A 15,553-nucleotide genomic window follows, 5' to 3' on the forward strand; every position below is an offset into this window, starting at 1 on the left:
CAAGTTGAAATAAATATATTAAAATGCTATAATAAAGAAAAGTAGTAAGGAGGAAAAGTGATGAAACATTTCAAAAAATACTACTGGCAATACTGTTTCCTGTATCTCCTCTTCTATTTACTAGCAAAGCTCTTATTTCCTAGTTTAGCGGCTATCATAATTACTATCGGCTCCTGGTCTTTAGTCGCCATGCTAGCCTACACAATCTACTACTGGATTTCCTACTGGCTCTATGTCCGTAAACAGAGATAACAAAGGCTCCTCTAAGTTAGCTGCTTAGAGGAGTTCATTTTATTCTGACTTTTTATCAACCAAATGCACATTAACCCGACGATAAGTTTCTGTAAGGTCTAGCAATTCCGCTTCAATCTCTGGTGTCAATTGATCCGCCGTCATCCTCCAAGTCCAGTTGCCACCAAGGGTGTTTGGCAAGTTCATGCGAGCCGAACCATCCAAACCAAGTAGGTCCTGCATAGTAGCCACCGCCATAAAGGCAGGTGAACCAAAGAGCAGGCGGAAAAGAGCATGACTGACCGTTTCGCCCTCACGACGATTGCTGTACTTATCTAAGAATGCACGCGATTCTTTTGTTGTTTCATTTTCGTACCAGCCAAGAATCGTATCATTGTCATGGGTTCCCGTATATGCCACCACATTATTAGGATGGTTATGCGGCATTTCAATGCTGTCTCCTTCTGGATCAAAAGCAAACTGCAAGACTTTCATGCCTGGGAAACCAGTCCTTTCACGCAATTGAATGACCTTATCTGTCACTGTTCCCAAATCTTCCGCGATAATATTCAAATCGCCCAAGTGGTACTTGATGGTTTCAAAGAGTTCGAAACCTGGTGCTTCGACACGATAGCCATTTACAGCTGTTTCTTCACCCGCTGGAATTTCCCAGAAGGAGGCAAAGCCGATAAAGTGGTCGATACGTACCATATCGTATATCTTAAAGGATTCACGTAAACGAGCAACCCACCAAGTAAATCCGTCATGCTTCATCGCTTCCCAATCATAAATCGGATTGCCCCAAAGCTGACCAATTTCCGAAAAGGCATCTGGTGGGCATCCTGCAACCACACTCGGTTTGCCTTCTTCATCCGTTTTAAAGAAATGTGGATTAGCCCACATATCAGCAGAATCAGCCGCGATATAAATCGGCATATCCCCAACAAACTCAACACCTTTGGCATTGGCATAAGCCTTTAAAGCCTTCCATTGTGAAAAGAATAAATATTGTGTAATGCGGTGATAATCAATTCGATCTGCCAACAAGTGACGATAATATTCCAAGGTATCGTGGTAACGTAAGCGCGCCCCTTGATCTTCCCACTCTGTCCAAGGTTTGAGATCAAAATGCTCTTTTATAGCCATATACTCCGCAAAGGTATGAATCCAAAAGTCATTCTCCCCTAAGAACATCCAGTAATCTTCCGGCAAGCCTTGTGCCTTCATGTTGGCAACTGCCTTCTCCAGTAATGGACGGCGAGCATAAAAAATGGCTGCGTAATCTACCTCTGTAGGATTCTGCCCAAAGTCAACACCGTGTAAATCCTCTGCTGCCAGCCAGCCTTTATCAATCAATATATCGAAATCAATAAAATGGGTATTCCCTGCAAAAGCTGAAAATGACTGGTAAGGAGAATCTCCATAACTGGTTGTTCCCAAAGGCAAAATCTGCCAGTAGCGCTGCTTAGTTCTTACCAAAAAATCAACAAATTCATAGGCCGATTGTCCCATGGAACCAATTCCATATTTGCCTGGTAATGATGAAATGTGCATCAGCACACCACTCTGTCTTACTTTCATAAGCTCTCCTATCTAATCCGCTTACACGACGCAAACGTTTTCTCTTTTTCATTATATACTGAAAACGGTAACAAATCAAGGGGTTTTCCTTTAATTCTGTTCGTTCCTATACCATTTCATATTTCTCTTCATTATATATACAAAAAAATTCTTATGTTTTTTAAAACTCAAAAAAAATTTTAAATTTTTTTATAAAAACGCTTGCAAACGGATTCAATCTGGTGTATAATGAAGTCAACTTAGGAAAACGTTTGCGCTATGCAGACGTCACACAAAACTATTTATCTTCGGAGGGAAGAAAATGAAACACAATCTCCTTAAGAGCGTTGCTCTTCTTGCTGCATCAACTGCTGTTTTAGCTGCTTGCTCAAACTCAGGTTCATCAACAGAGGCATCTAAGTCTGCTGAAGGTAGCAAAGAATTGACTGTCTACGTTGACCAAGGTTATGAATCTTACATCAACGATGTCAAAGCTAGCTTCGAAAAAGAAAATGGTGTATCTGTTACAGTTAAAACTGGTGATGCTTTAACTGGTTTGGATAACTTATCATTGGATAACCAATCAGGTTCAGCCCCAGACGTTATGATGGCACCATACGACCGTGTAGGTAGCCTTGGTTCTGAAGGTCAACTATCTGAATTGACTCTTGCAGATGATAGCAAAGCAGATGACACAACAACTGCTCTTGTAACAAACGGTGGTAAAGTTTACGGTTCACCTGCGGTTATCGAAACACTTGTTCTTTACTACAACAAAGACTTGTTGACTGAAGCTCCTAAAACATTTGCAGAACTTGAAACACTTGCTAAAGACAGTAAATACGCATTTGCTGGTGAAGAGGGTAAAACTTCAGCATTCCTAGCTGACTGGACGAATTTCTACTATACATACGGACTTCTTTCTGGTTACGGCGGCTATGTATTCGGTGAAAATGGTACAAATCCAAAAGACATTGGACTTGCTAATGAAGGTGCCATCAAAGCAATTGAATACGCTAAAACTTGGTACGAAAAATGGCCTCAAGGTCTTCAAGACGGTACTGCTGCAAACAACTTGATTAACACTCAATTTACAGACGGTAAAGCAGCTGCTATCATCGAAGGTCCTTGGAAAGCAGCTTCATATAAAGAAGCTGGTGTAAACTATGGTGTTGCAACAATACCAACTCTTGTAAACGGCAAAAACTACTCAGCATTCGGTGGTGGTAAAGCATGGGTTGTTCCAGCAGGCGCTAAAAACCAAGAAATGGCTCAAAAGTTTGTTGACTTCTTGACTGCTACAGACCAACAAAAAGCACTTTACGACGCTACAAACGAAGTTCCAGCTAACACTGAAGCTCGTGAATATGCTGTAAGCAAAAAAGACGAATTGACAACTGCAGTTATCAACCAGTTTGCTTCAGCTCAACCAATGCCAAACATCTCAGAAATGGGTTCAGTTTGGACACCAGCTGGTAACATGCTCTTCGAAGCTGCAAGTGGCTCAAAAGACGCTAAGACTGCTGCAACAGACGCTGTGAAAGCTATTGCAGACGAAATTGCTCAAAAACACAGCAACTAGTCAAGTTTAAAGTTGGACTGGGAGTTCTCTTCCCAGTCTACTTTATTACTTAACGATAAACTGAATAGATATAGTCTTTTAGTTTACTTTTAGTACGAGGCAATGAGTCGCAGGCATAACTGAAGTTAGGCAAGGCGAGTTAACGAAGTAATAAAAGAAAAACTAAATGACGATAACATCCACCATCTATTCAGAAGCTATATAAGGAGACTATGACTATGAAACAAAATCCAGGTAAGGCACTCCTTTTGTCCCTGATCCCTGGTCTCGGACAAATCTACAATAAACAAAAAGCCAAAGGATACATCTTTTTAGGTGTTACGCTTGCCTTCCTTGTTTATTTTATTGCTATTGCAGCTGGTGAATTAGGCAACTTGATTACCCTCGGTAGTGTTCGTGGACAAGATAATTCACTATTCATGCTGATTCGCGGTTCTTTCCATTTGATTATCACGGTTGTCTATCTCGCTTTCTATGCACTCAACCTAAAAGATGCACGTGATACTGCGAAACGATGGAATTCAGGGATACCAGTGGCTACCACATTAAAAGAAATGGTAAAAGGTATCTATGAGAATGGTTTCCCATATCTCTTGATTATCCCATCATATATTGCGATGACCTTCGCTATCATCTTCCCAGTTGTCGTTACATTGTTTATCGCCTTTACAAACTACGACTTCAAACACCTGCCACCAGGTGCCTTGTTGGATTGGATTGGTATTACCAACTTTACAAACATCTGGAAACTAAGCACATTCCGTACAGCATTTGGTTCTGTACTTGGCTGGACAATTATCTGGGCACTCTGCGCTTCAACAGCTCAAATTGTTATCGGTATCTTGACAGCCATCATCGCAAATCAGCCATTCATCAAAGGAAAACGTATCTTCGGTGTTATCTTCTTGCTCCCATGGGCTGTTCCGGCCTTCGTAACTATCTTGACTTTTAGTAACATGTTCAACGATAGTGTCGGTGCTATTAACACACAGGTATTGCCATTCTTGAGCAAATTCCTACCATTCATCGATAATTTCCTTATTCCATGGAAAACAGATCCATTCTGGACTAAGGTTGCCCTTATTATGATGCAGGCTTGGCTTGGTTTCCCTTATATCTACGTCTTGACCTTGGGTATTTTGCAATCCATTCCAAACGACTTGTACGAAGCGGCATACATTGATGGTGCAAGTGCTATTCAAAAATTCCGCAGCATTACACTTCCAATGATCTTGGCAGTGGCTGCACCAACTCTTATCAGTCAGTACACCTTCAACTTCAACAACTTCTCTATCATCTACCTCTTCAACAACGGTGGACCTGGTAGCGTCGGTGGTGGTGCTGGTTCAACTGACATCTTGATTTCATGGATTTACAAATTGACAACTGGTACTGCTCCTCAGTATTCAATGGCTGCAGCGGTGACCTTGATTATCTCTATGATCGTCATCAGTATCTCTATGATTGCATTCAAGAAATTAAATGCATTTGAAATGGAGGATGTATAAGATGAAAGTATCTGTAAAAACTAGACGCATACTCAATCAGACCTTTACTTACCTTTATCTGATTACCCTCTCTATCATTATCATCTATCCTCTATTGATTACCATCATGTCAGCCTTCAAGTCTGGTAACGTGGTTGCCTTCAAATTGGATAGCAATATCAACTTTACACTAGACAATTTCAGCAAGCTCTTTAGCGAGACTCTATACGGAACCTGGTACCTCAATACGCTTATCATTGCTCTCTTGACAATGGTTATTCAAACAAGTATAGTGGTACTAGCGGGTTACGCTTATAGTCGCTATAACTTCATCGCTCGTAAGCAGAGTTTGGTCTTCTTCTTAATTATCCAAATGGTACCAACCATGGCCGCTCTTACTGCCTTCTTCGTTATGGCCCTCATGCTCAATGCGCTCAACCAAAGCTGGTTCCTCATCTTCCTTTATGTCGGTGGTGGTATCCCAATGAACGCTTGGCTCATGAAAGGCTACTTCGATACGGTGCCAATCTCACTTGATGAATCTGCAAAACTAGACGGCGCTGGTCACTTCAGACGTTTCTGGCAAATCGTCCTCCCACTCGTTCGTCCAATGATTGCTGTACAAGCGCTCTGGGCCTTCATGGGACCTTTTGGAGATTACATCCTATCCAAATTCTTGCTTCGTGAAAAAGAATTCTATACTGTAGCTGTCGGCCTTCAAACCTTCATCAGTGATGTGAAAAATATGAAGATTGCCTACTTTGCGGCAGGTGCTATTCTTATTGCCCTCCCTATCAGTATCCTATTCTTCTTCCTACAAAAGAACTTTGTATCTGGTTTAACAAGCGGTGGCGACAAGGGATAACCCTGTCCCACCTTTTCCCTTTTTAGGGGAAACATTGATATTTATGAAAGGTCCAACGAATGCTCCCATATCCTTTTTCCTATTTTTCTAGTATCTTCTCTCCAAGAAATATGTTTGCCAATCGTAGACTAATGAACCTTTGGCAACGGTTGTTTACAACGCTTTTTTTAGTGGCGCTCTTGCTCATTCCGAGCTCCCTACAGACTGTCAATCTCGAAACCTATCCTTTAGAAAATTTCGTAGAAGGTATCTATGCACCTCTGACAGATCAGGTCGTAGATGACCTCCGGCAACACGCAGTCATCGAAAACAACCACCTAACCTATACTGGAAATACTAACTGGGAGCAAGTGACATTTGGTGATACCGTTAGCTCTAGTTCTGACTTTACTTATCAATTCGCCAATCAGTCTCTGACTATTCGTAAAGGAAGTGATATTCTAAGCGAATTGACTTATGAAGGTTTGAATACTGACGATTTTGCTAGTAAGGAGACCTTGACTGCAACCATCTCTAAAAAATGGTATCAAGCCAACCGAGCAGCTGTCGGACTGTCCATCACTCTTATTTCGACCTTTATTTTAACAACAAACCTACTCTTCATCCTACTAGGAGCCAGCTTCTTCCTCTTTTTGACTAAAAAGTCTCGTTTCTTCCATTTTGAAACGTTTGCAGAGTGCTATAATTTTGCTCTCAACTGTCTGGGCCTGCCTACTCTTATAGCCTGTCTAATTGGACTATTTGGTCAACCTGTGACTACCCTTCTGACCATACAAAACATCCTATTTGTGCTATGCTTGTTATGGGTATTTTTCAAAACAAAATTCAGAGATGAAATCTAGGAGGTCTATATGCGTGCAACCATCAAAGATGTGGCTAAATTAGCTGGTGTCTCGCCATCTACAGTTACTCGTGTCATCCAAAATAGCTCTGCCATTAGCCAAAAAACGAAAGACTTGGTTAGGAAAGCCATGGCGGATCTCAACTACCATCCAAACCTCAACGCTCGAAGCCTGGTTTCTAGCTATACACAGGTTATCGGACTGGTTTTGCCAGATGACTCGGATGTTTTCTATCAAAACCCCTTCTTCCCTACTGCCTTACGAGGAATTTCTCAAGTTGCGGCAGATCATAATTATGCCATCCAAATCTCCACAGGAAAGAATGAAGAACAACGTCTAGAAGCAATTTCTCAGATGGTCTACGGCAAACGAGTGGACGGCCTTATCTTCCTCTATTCCAAGCCCGACGATCCATTGGTACAATTGGCTATCCAACACAAATTCCCCTTCCTCATTCTTGGTAAGGCGGATTCTCCATTCATATCACTAGTTGATAATGATAATATCCAGGCCGGCTTTGAAGCTACCAACTACTTCATCAATAAAGGTTACAAAAACATTGCCTTCGTCGCTGGTAACAAAGAGTTGGTCGTATCTCAAGACCGTTATACTGGTTACAAGAACGCCCTTAAATCGCACAATATTCCCCTAGATGAAAACAAGGTCAAGTTTGTGTCTGGCTTCCTTCTCGGAGACAGTGCCTATAAAATTTCTAAGAAATTACTCAAACAAGACCTGGATGCAATCGTCACAACCGACACTTCCGTTGCCGAAGGTGTTGTCAAATATCTCAACGAAGTCGAAGTCAAACTTCCTATCATTTCTTTTGACTCCGTCAAGCCAAAACTAGATATTGAAGCCTACGTTGACGTCCATGCTATTAAACTAGGACGCGTCGCATTCAACACTCTGCACCAAATCATCAATGACAACAAGGAAGACAAGCAAGTCTGCTACCGACGTGTCATTCCACATACCATCACCGAACTCTAACTTAGAAAGGAGCCTTTTGGCTCATGACATTACGACAATTCCAAGCATTCCTTGATGATGTAGCAACTATTCGCTTGGTCATGGAAAAACGATTCGACTCCGAACATATGAGCTTCTCACTCGAATCAAATGATGCTACGTCTCAACTTTTTATCCATTCCTGTCTAGAAGTAGACAATCTCGTTATCTATTATCTAACCAGCCTCCATGCATTGACATTGGATAAGGACTATACCATCTACGACCAGGACCGTAATAAAGCTGAACTCGGCTATGGTCATATCGTTCGCTCTACACTTTTTGAACAAAGTTATACATACAATGGCCAAGACTTGGGAGCAACCTATCGACCAGAGGCAACAACCTTTAAGTTATGGGCACCTATTTCTAAGCAAGTTTTTCTTGTTCTAGAAGGAAACCCACATGCAATGACTAAGGGAGCAAAAGGAGTTTGGGAAATTACTGTTGAAGGAGACCTAGAAGCGAACAGCTATCACTATCTCCACAAAGTAAACGGTGAATGGATTTCCGTTCACGATCCCTACGCCCTGTCTTCCACAGCCAACTCAGGTGACAGCTACGTTATCAATCCAGATAAACTTCATAAAATTCGTCGTGCTAAGACCCAACGACCTATTTCTCAGGCCATTATCTATGAAATGAGCGTCCGTGATTTCTCATGGCAAAAAGAAGCTGGGTTCAAGCATCGCAGTCAATTTCTCGGATTGACAGAATCTCCTACCATGGATGGAATGAAGCTAGGAATGGATTACATCAGAGAACTAGGCGTTACCCATATTCAATTATTGCCTGTTTATGATTTTGGCAGTGTGGATGAAAATAAACCCCAAGCTGTTTACAACTGGGGCTACGATCCTATGCAATACAATCTGCCAGAAGGTTCCTATTCTAGCCAACCAAACGATCCTTACGCACGTATTCTAGAGCTACAAGAAGCTATCCAGGCCTACCATGATGCAGATATTTCAGTTATTATGGACGTTGTTTACAACCACGTCTATCATGCTGAAAAGTACGCATTTGAGCTCATCGTTCCAGGCTACTTCTATCGCTATGATGACCACGGCATGCGAACAGACGGGACATTCTGCGGTAACGACGTTGCCAGCGAGCGCAGTATGGTCCGCAACTACATCAAACAATCCCTTCGCCAATGGCTAGAACTCTATGGTTTTGATGGCTTCCGTTTCGACCTTATGGGTATTTTAGATAGCGAAACAATCAACCAGATTCAAACTGAATTATCTGCCATTCACCCAAATGTCTACCTCTATGGTGAAGGATGGAAAATGGCAACAGGTCTCGAATTTAAAAAGCTGGCTCACCAGTACAATGCAGAGCATTTACCTGAAATCAGCTTCTTCAATGACGATTACCGTGATACCTTTAAGAAACTCTTGCTCAATCCAAACCGTCTAGTAGATAAGCAATTGCACGAAAAGGTACAACATCTCCTGACTGGTAGCCGATTAAGCCATTTCTTAACACCTCAACAGTCCCTCAACTACATCGAATGCCATGATAATGCTACAGCATTTGACTATTTCCATATTGAGAATCCAAACTGGACACCTCAACAGCAGAAACGTGCTGCTAGTTTTGGTCTCCAGCTCATCTTAATCTCTCAGGGTATGGCCTTCATTCACAGCGGGCAGGAATTTTTCCGTACAAAAGATGAGATTGACAATACATACAATGTCTCTGATACAATTAACCGCTTAGATTGGACAAGAGCTATTCATTACAAGGAACATATTGAATTCATTCAGGAATTAATTGCTTTCCGTAAAAACAATCCAATTCTTAGCCAAGACAACTACGAAAGTATTCAACAAACATGTGATTTCTACTGGTTAACTGAATATGTTCTTCGCTATCAAGTGACAAGTGAAGAAAAGACCATTCAATTTATCATCAACTTTGCGGATAGCGACTTTACCTATGAACGTGAAAAAGATAAGGCAGTTCTCTACAACTATCCTCCAGTCGAAGAGCGTGATCAGCAAGAAATCACGATTGCAGGACAGAGTATTTGCATTTTAGAAGACAAATAGGACTTTAGACCGATGAAACACGATATAGTCTGAGGTATACTATAGTCAATCCTAAATATTTTTCATAATCTCCTTAAAACTCACTGGTCACTCTGGTGAGTTTTTTTGTGTAACCAAAAAAACAACCCAGCATAAAGCTGAGTTGAGGCTCTTTACATCAATTCCATTATCTTCCGACCAATGCGTTCAATGTCATTCTGCATTCCTCTGAGTTCAAAGGTGTCTATAACAGGAAAATTAAATCGCTCAGCATATTGCTTGGCGGTCAGACAATATTGGTTGTTAAAATTGCGGTTGCCTGAGCCAACGACACCCAGACAGAGCTCTGCATTGGTCCCCAAAGCGATAAAATCTCCGAGAGGATTGGTCAGAATTTCCACATCTCCGTTGTCCACTCCATTTCCACCTTCTAAGTAGGTAGGTAAAAAGGCGACAAAGGGTGCATCTAGCTGATAGAAAGGAATATCCTGCTTGACCAAATCTTTAACATGGACCAGTTCAATCTCCCAGTCAGTTTGAAATTGGAAAAAAGACTTTAGACGTTTCACAAAACTCTCTGTATTGCCACTCAAACTGATGTAAACCAAATATATTTTCTTCTTCATACATTTCCTCTTTATAATAAAAACACTACATGTAGACTGTAAATACTATTTTACTCCTACATGTAGTGTTTGTCAATCAGTCACTTTCCACAAACCGACCAATAATATTGACGTTGTCAGCTACAGATACAAAGGCTTGAGGATCTGCTTTTTTCATAATTTGCTTAAATTCACTAAACTCCGCACGCGTGATAATAGTAATCAGTACCGTTTTTTGCTCATGGTTATAAGCACCCTCAGCACCGTTGATAATGGTCACACCGCGATTGAGCTTCTTGTGAATTTGTTTAATAACTCGGTCTGGCTGATTGGTAATAATCATAGCCTGCATCCGCTTCTGCTTGACAAAAATAGCATCTGTCATCCGACTGGAAATGAAAAGAGCCACCATCGAATAAAGGGCGTATCGCCAACCAAAGGTCATCCCTGCTATCAACATAATCATAATATTAACAATCAAGGAAATAGAGCCGACTTGTCGTCCCGTCTTCTTGCGAATAATAATAGAGACAATATCAGTACCACCACTGGATACATTGTTCCTAAGCGCAAAGCCAATTCCAGTTCCCAGCATGAGACCACCAAAAATAGCATTGACTAACGGATCCGTCGTCAGGGTAACTGGCGGCATAAATTGGATAAAGAAAGAACTGAAGGATACCGTAATAAAGGTAAAGATAGTAAATTTATAACCAATTTTATACCAAGCTAAGATAAGCAAGGGAATGTTCAGGCCGTAGTAGACCACCGCAATCGGTACATTCCAACCAGCGTAAGAAGCTGCCAGAGCAGAAACAATCTGTGCAAGACCAGTAACTCCAGACGAATAAACATTCCCTGGTCGAAAGAAAAAATTGACTGCAATACTAGATAGGAGTCCATAAATAATGGACCCCGATATCCGTTCAGCATATTTTTCCCGAGAAATTCCCAAAATGACCGACCAAAACTTATTCTTTCTGGCCTTTCTTAAAAAGCGTACACGCTGTTTTCTGAAAAATTTATTCATTTTCAAGTGTAATGTCTAAAGCCAATTCCTCTAATTGTGCTGATGCAACCGTACTTGGTGCCTGTGTCATCGGATCAGATGCCTTGTTATTCTTCGGAAAGGCGATAACTTCACGAATGTTATCCTCACCAGCCAATAACATGACAAAGCGGTCCAAACCGATAGCCAAGCCACCATGTGGTGGGAAGCCGTAGTCCATAGCTTCTAGCAAGAAACCAAACTGCTCATGCGCATCTTCAGCAGAGAAGCCAAGCGCCTTGAACATCCGTTCTTGCATGTCTTTTTGGTTGATACGAAGACTACCGCCACCCAATTCATAACCATTCAAAACAATATCGTAGGCAACTGCACGCACCTGCGCCAAATCACCATCCAAATGATGAGCTGTTTCTTCCGTCGGCAAGGTGAATGGGTGGTGGGCACTCATGTAGCGACCTTCCTCTTCAGACCACTCAAACATTGGCCAGTCTACAATCCAGAGGAAGTTGAACTTGCTTTCGTCAATCAAGCCTTGCTCTTTTGCCAAGCGGTTCCGTAAAGCTCCCAGGGTATTATTGGCAACTTCCAATTCATCTGCTACAAAGAGGACCAGGTCCTTGTCTTCAAGTTGTAAACTTGCTGTCAAGTTTTCTGTAATACCCGTCAAGAACTTAGCAACTGGACCCGCTAATTCTCCCTTATCAACTTTAACCCAGGCAAGGCCCTTGGCACCAAATTGTTTAGCGTATTCTGTTAATTTATCAATATCTTTACGTGAGTAGCTATCCGCCGCACCCTTGACCACAATAGCCTTTACAACAGGTGCTTCTGAGAAGACTTTGAAGTCAACTTCCTTGACAGTATCTGTCAAGTCTTGCAAGAGCATGTCAAAACGAGTATCTGGCTTGTCTGAACCATAGAAATTCATCGCATTGTCATAGGACATACGAGGGAATGGCAAGGTTACATCGATTCCTTTGGTATCTTTCAAGACCTTAGCAATCAAGCCTTCTACGATGTCTTGGATTTCAACTTCATTCAAGAATGAGGTTTCCAAGTCCACCTGTGTAAACTCAGGTTGACGATCCCCACGCAAATCTTCATCACGGAAACACTTAACGATTTGGTAATAACGGTCGAAACCAGCATTCATTAAAAGCTGCTTAGTAATCTGTGGACTTTGTGGCAAAGCATAGAAATGACCTTTGGACACACGAGATGGTACCAAGTAGTCGCGCGCACCTTCTGGTGTTGACTTGGTCAACATTGGTGTTTCCACATCGATAAATTCCAAGTCATCCAGATAATTGCGAATGCTGTGGGTTACCGCTGCACGTAATTTGAAGTTGTTGAGCATTTCTGGACGGCGAAGATCCAAATAACGGTAACGAAGACGAGTGTCATCGCTGGCTTCAATGCCATCCTTGATTTCAAATGGAGTTGTCTTAGCTGTGTTCAACACTGTCAAGCTGGTTACTTGCAGTTCAACAGCTCCTGTCGGGATATTGTCGTTAGCTTGCTCACGCTCAACAACCGTTCCTGTTACTTCGATAACGAATTCAGAGCGAAGACTCTCAGCTTTTGCCATCACTTCAGCCTCAACTGACTCAGGGTTAATCACCAATTGCATAATGCCTTCACGGTCACGCAAGTCAATGAAAATCAGGCCACCTAAGTCACGACGGCGGCCAACCCAACCTTTCAAAGTAATTTCCTGTCCGACATGTTCCTTACGAACACGTCCAGCGTACATAGAACGTTTCATTTTCTTCCTCTTTTACTGATTTTATACCTATTCATTCTACCATAAAATGGCTGATTTTTGGGAGAAATTGCCGAGAAAAATCGAAAAACCAGCCCTAGTTGACTGGTTTACGGTATAACATATCCAAATGTGGGATATCATCCTCCAAATATACTTCAGAAATCGGTTCGAAGCCAAGCGATTGATAGAATTTTTCCAAATAGGCTTGGGCCCCGATTTTAATCTGACTTTCCTTCCACTCGGTTGTAATGTAAGCGATAGCTTGCTCCATCATTGGCCGACCCAATCCTTTGCCACGATGACTTGGCTTGATGACCACACGACCGATGGAAACTTCATCATAACTTAAACCAGCTGGTAAGATTCTCAAGTAAGCCACTAACTCCCCATTGTCTGTTCCTAAAAGATGAAGACAGTTTGGATCCTTTCCATCAATTTCAGGATAGGGACAGGCTTGTTCTACAACAAACACATCTGTCCGAAGTGTCAAGATAGTGTAAAGTTCCTGTAAACTAAGTTGTTCAAATGTTTTTATTTCCCACTTCATACATTCCTCCTATGGCAAAATGTTTCCTGCACTTCTGTAAATCTCGTACCATTCTGGTCTGGTTATGGTAATCTGGCTAGCTTGAGCAATCTTTGTCAGGCGATCTGGATTCATAGAACCCACAATCGTTTGAATCTTTGCTGGATGACGCAAAATCCAAGCTACGACAATTGTTTCATGTGAAACATTGTATCGCTCTGCTATTTCCCCAATGGTCTGATTTAAAAGAGCATAGTCTGGATGATTGGCAAAAATACCTCGTTGCAAATCAATCAAGAAAGGAGACCAGGCTTGGATAGTGATTTTTTTAAGCTGGCAATAGTCAATTAGCCCACCATCACGCATAGTCGCAGCATCATCTTTCATATTGACATGTAGTCCAGCATCAATCAAAGGCGTGTGAGCAGGAGATAGCTGCAATTGATTAACTGCAAGCGGTTGATCGAGATAGGATTGTAATAACTCCATTTGGTAAATGTTTTGGTTGCTGACGCCAAAATGATGAACCTTCCCTGCTTTTTTCAAGAGATAAAAGGCTTCTGCCACTTCCTCTGCCTCCATTAGAGCATCCGGACGGTGTAAGGCGAGAACGTCTAAATATTCCGTATCCAAGCGCTTTAAAATCCCATCCACAGATTCCAAAATATACTCTTTTGAGAAATCAAAATAACCTTTACGAATACCACATTTTGATTGAAGGACGATTTCCTCTCGTTTGATTCCTACCAATTTTGCCCCCTGAGCAAAACGGATTTCTGATTCACCACCACCATAAATATCCGCATGATCAAAAAAGTTGATTCCCTGTCCAACGACTGTATCTAACACTTCAGCAGTTTCCTGCTCTGTCAGACTAGCCATTCGCATACAACCTAGACCAATTCGTGAAACTTCTAGACCTGTTTGTCCTAATCTTTGCATTTATCTTCTCCTTTGTAAACGCTTTTCGTATTCCTTATTATAACAGAAAAACTCAGCCGAAACTGAGTTTTAGTTAAAACCATAAATTCTTTTAGCGATTTTATAGACGGCATTGGAAATTTTTCGACCTGGGTAACCGTAAAGGTTGGTTAATTGCCCAAGTAACCCTTTTCGAACAATTTTAAATAGAGCAGGATTATTATCCCGAATATAGTGCCATAGTTCCTGCTTCTTCATCATATGCTCAGCAGTACCAGCACGATTGAGAAGAGCACAGGAGATAATGGTCGTAATTTCCACATGATTGAGCAGGTAACTTCGCAAATCAGGATTGTCAATGACCTCCAAGTCCAAATTATCTACCAAGATTCGATTGACTTTTAACTGCTGGTCAATGCGCTTAATCATGACGGATTCATTGACAGACTGGTCATTTCGCCCAATAAAGTAACGATAAAAATCTACTGGCAGATAGAACATCGTTTTCACAGCCTGCAAAGGAGTAAATACAAAAATATTATCCACATAAAAAGTATGCTCTGGCAGAACAAGACCAACCTCACGCAATAAATCTGTCCTGTAAATCAGGGAATGCATCATCATGTATTGCCCCTTGGAAAAGGCACCTACATCCTCCCAGCCAAAAATCCGATTTTCTGGTAAAACATCCTGATAAGACATGGATTTTTTGCGAGATTGTCCCTCTTTTTCATAAACAAAGTTGGAGATAAAGGCATCAACTGGCGTATTTTCATCTTCCAAAGCCTGCAAACTCTCTAGGATCTTCAAATAGGCCCTGGTATCGACCCAGTCATCTGAATCTACAACTTTAAAGTACTTCCCCTTGGCCTCACGTATCCCTGTATTAACAGCTCCGCCATGACCCTTATTCTCTTGATAAATAGCTCGTACATTCGAAAATTGATTAGCAAGTTCCTCTGCAATTTCCTGAGTCCGATCGGTCGAACCATCGTTAATAATCAGAATTTCAACCTTATCACCCCCCATAACAAGGGAATGAACACAGTAATGAAGGTAGGCCTCCGAATTATAACTCGGAATAGCAATGCTTAGTAAGGTCATCTTTCTCTC

At 41.6% G+C, this 15,553-nt stretch carries 14 protein-coding genes; 7 read left to right on the top strand and 7 right to left on the bottom strand.

The window, feature by feature from the left end; translation table 11 throughout:
• Window positions 1-60: 60 nt before the first annotated feature.
• A complete protein-coding gene (locus P7J58_RS01550) occupies window positions 61-252 on the top strand; it encodes a hypothetical protein (protein WP_024376023.1) in 192 nt (63 codons plus the stop codon).
• Between the two features lie 39 nt (window positions 253-291).
• On the opposite strand, the gene malQ is transcribed toward P7J58_RS01550, so the two are convergent.
• Window positions 292-1,812 (bottom strand): 4-alpha-glucanotransferase, encoded by a 1,521-nt coding sequence (gene malQ, locus P7J58_RS01555; protein ID WP_024377580.1) that lies wholly within the window; start codon window positions 1,810-1,812, stop codon window positions 292-294.
• 301 nt (window positions 1,813-2,113) lie between these two features.
• On the opposite strand from malQ, the gene P7J58_RS01560 reads away from it, so the two are divergent.
• The 6 genes from P7J58_RS01560 to pulA all read left to right on the top strand — a co-directional run bounded on the left by P7J58_RS01560 (window position 2,114) and on the right by pulA (window position 9,635).
• Entirely contained in the window at window positions 2,114-3,373 is a 1,260-nt protein-coding gene (locus tag P7J58_RS01560) for an extracellular solute-binding protein (protein WP_044758459.1), read from the top strand.
• Window positions 3,374-3,585: 212 nt separating this feature from the next.
• Window positions 3,586-4,881: an ABC transporter permease subunit gene (locus P7J58_RS01565; protein ID WP_408555384.1), complete on the top strand. Its 1,296-nt coding sequence runs from the start codon at window positions 3,586-3,588 to the stop codon at window positions 4,879-4,881.
• Between the two features lies 1 nt (window position 4,882).
• The gene (locus P7J58_RS01570; protein WP_408555383.1) at window positions 4,883-5,725 is read left to right on the top strand and encodes a sugar ABC transporter permease; all 843 of its coding nucleotides are present in this window, start codon (window positions 4,883-4,885) and stop codon (window positions 5,723-5,725) included.
• 131 nt (window positions 5,726-5,856) lie between these two features.
• On the top strand, window positions 5,857-6,567 hold the full coding sequence (locus tag P7J58_RS01575) for an integral membrane protein (protein ID WP_015445375.1): 711 nt from the start codon (window positions 5,857-5,859) through the stop codon (window positions 6,565-6,567).
• Between the two features lie 9 nt (window positions 6,568-6,576).
• Window positions 6,577-7,560 (top strand): LacI family DNA-binding transcriptional regulator, encoded by a 984-nt coding sequence (locus P7J58_RS01580; protein WP_099832419.1) that lies wholly within the window; start codon window positions 6,577-6,579, stop codon window positions 7,558-7,560.
• A gap of 23 nt (window positions 7,561-7,583) precedes the next feature.
• On the top strand, window positions 7,584-9,635 hold the full coding sequence (gene pulA / locus P7J58_RS01585; protein ID WP_408555382.1) for a type I pullulanase: 2,052 nt from the start codon (window positions 7,584-7,586) through the stop codon (window positions 9,633-9,635).
• A 152-nt stretch (window positions 9,636-9,787) separates the two neighbouring features.
• On the opposite strand, the gene nrdI is transcribed toward pulA, so the two are convergent.
• The 6 genes from nrdI to P7J58_RS01615 form a co-directional block, all read right to left on the bottom strand.
• Complete coding sequence (gene nrdI / locus P7J58_RS01590; RefSeq protein WP_009911016.1) at window positions 9,788-10,240, bottom strand: class Ib ribonucleoside-diphosphate reductase assembly flavoprotein NrdI; 453 nt, start codon at window positions 10,238-10,240, stop codon at window positions 9,788-9,790.
• Window positions 10,241-10,316: 76 nt separating this feature from the next.
• Window positions 10,317-11,255 (bottom strand): YitT family protein, encoded by a 939-nt coding sequence (locus tag P7J58_RS01595; protein WP_099871028.1) that lies wholly within the window; start codon window positions 11,253-11,255, stop codon window positions 10,317-10,319.
• Entirely contained in the window at window positions 11,242-12,993 is a 1,752-nt protein-coding gene (aspS, locus tag P7J58_RS01600; protein WP_024376011.1) for an aspartate--tRNA ligase, read from the bottom strand. Before aspS ends, P7J58_RS01595 begins: the two co-directional genes overlap by 14 nt.
• A gap of 94 nt (window positions 12,994-13,087) precedes the next feature.
• Window positions 13,088-13,540, bottom strand: a complete 453-nt coding sequence (locus P7J58_RS01605) for a GNAT family N-acetyltransferase (RefSeq protein ID WP_044759658.1) — start codon at window positions 13,538-13,540, stop codon at window positions 13,088-13,090.
• A gap of 9 nt (window positions 13,541-13,549) precedes the next feature.
• On the bottom strand, window positions 13,550-14,461 hold the full coding sequence (locus P7J58_RS01610; RefSeq protein WP_408555381.1) for an aldo/keto reductase family oxidoreductase: 912 nt from the start codon (window positions 14,459-14,461) through the stop codon (window positions 13,550-13,552).
• Window positions 14,462-14,530: 69 nt separating this feature from the next.
• A complete protein-coding gene (locus P7J58_RS01615) occupies window positions 14,531-15,544 on the bottom strand; it encodes a glycosyltransferase family 2 protein (protein ID WP_044689955.1) in 1,014 nt (337 codons plus the stop codon).
• Window positions 15,545-15,553: the final 9 nt, after the last annotated feature.

Source organism: Streptococcus suis (assembly GCF_046032535.1).
Lineage (GTDB): Bacteria > Bacillota > Bacilli > Lactobacillales > Streptococcaceae > Streptococcus > Streptococcus suis_AK.

Excerpts from the sequence above, each read along its gene's own strand:
- malQ (WP_024377580.1), bottom strand. The coding sequence starts at position 1,812 with ATGAAAGTAAGACAGAGTGGTGTGCTGATGCACATTTCATCATTACCA.
- P7J58_RS01605 (WP_044759658.1), bottom strand. The coding sequence starts at position 13,540 with ATGAAGTGGGAAATAAAAACATTTGAACAACTTAGTTTACAGGAACTT.
- P7J58_RS01580 (WP_099832419.1), top strand. The coding sequence starts at position 6,577 with ATGCGTGCAACCATCAAAGATGTGGCTAAATTAGCTGGTGTCTCGCCA.
- P7J58_RS01570 (WP_408555383.1), top strand. The coding sequence starts at position 4,883 with ATGAAAGTATCTGTAAAAACTAGACGCATACTCAATCAGACCTTTACT.
- aspS (WP_024376011.1), bottom strand. The coding sequence starts at position 12,993 with ATGAAACGTTCTATGTACGCTGGACGTGTTCGTAAGGAACATGTCGGA.
- P7J58_RS01560 (WP_044758459.1), top strand. The coding sequence starts at position 2,114 with ATGAAACACAATCTCCTTAAGAGCGTTGCTCTTCTTGCTGCATCAACT.
- pulA (WP_408555382.1), top strand. The coding sequence starts at position 7,584 with ATGACATTACGACAATTCCAAGCATTCCTTGATGATGTAGCAACTATT.
- P7J58_RS01575 (WP_015445375.1), top strand. The coding sequence starts at position 5,857 with ATGAACCTTTGGCAACGGTTGTTTACAACGCTTTTTTTAGTGGCGCTC.
- P7J58_RS01615 (WP_044689955.1), bottom strand. The coding sequence starts at position 15,544 with ATGACCTTACTAAGCATTGCTATTCCGAGTTATAATTCGGAGGCCTAC.
- P7J58_RS01610 (WP_408555381.1), bottom strand. The coding sequence starts at position 14,461 with ATGCAAAGATTAGGACAAACAGGTCTAGAAGTTTCACGAATTGGTCTA.
- nrdI (WP_009911016.1), bottom strand. The coding sequence starts at position 10,240 with ATGAAGAAGAAAATATATTTGGTTTACATCAGTTTGAGTGGCAATACA.
- P7J58_RS01565 (WP_408555384.1), top strand. The coding sequence starts at position 3,586 with ATGACTATGAAACAAAATCCAGGTAAGGCACTCCTTTTGTCCCTGATC.
- P7J58_RS01550 (WP_024376023.1), top strand. The coding sequence starts at position 61 with ATGAAACATTTCAAAAAATACTACTGGCAATACTGTTTCCTGTATCTC.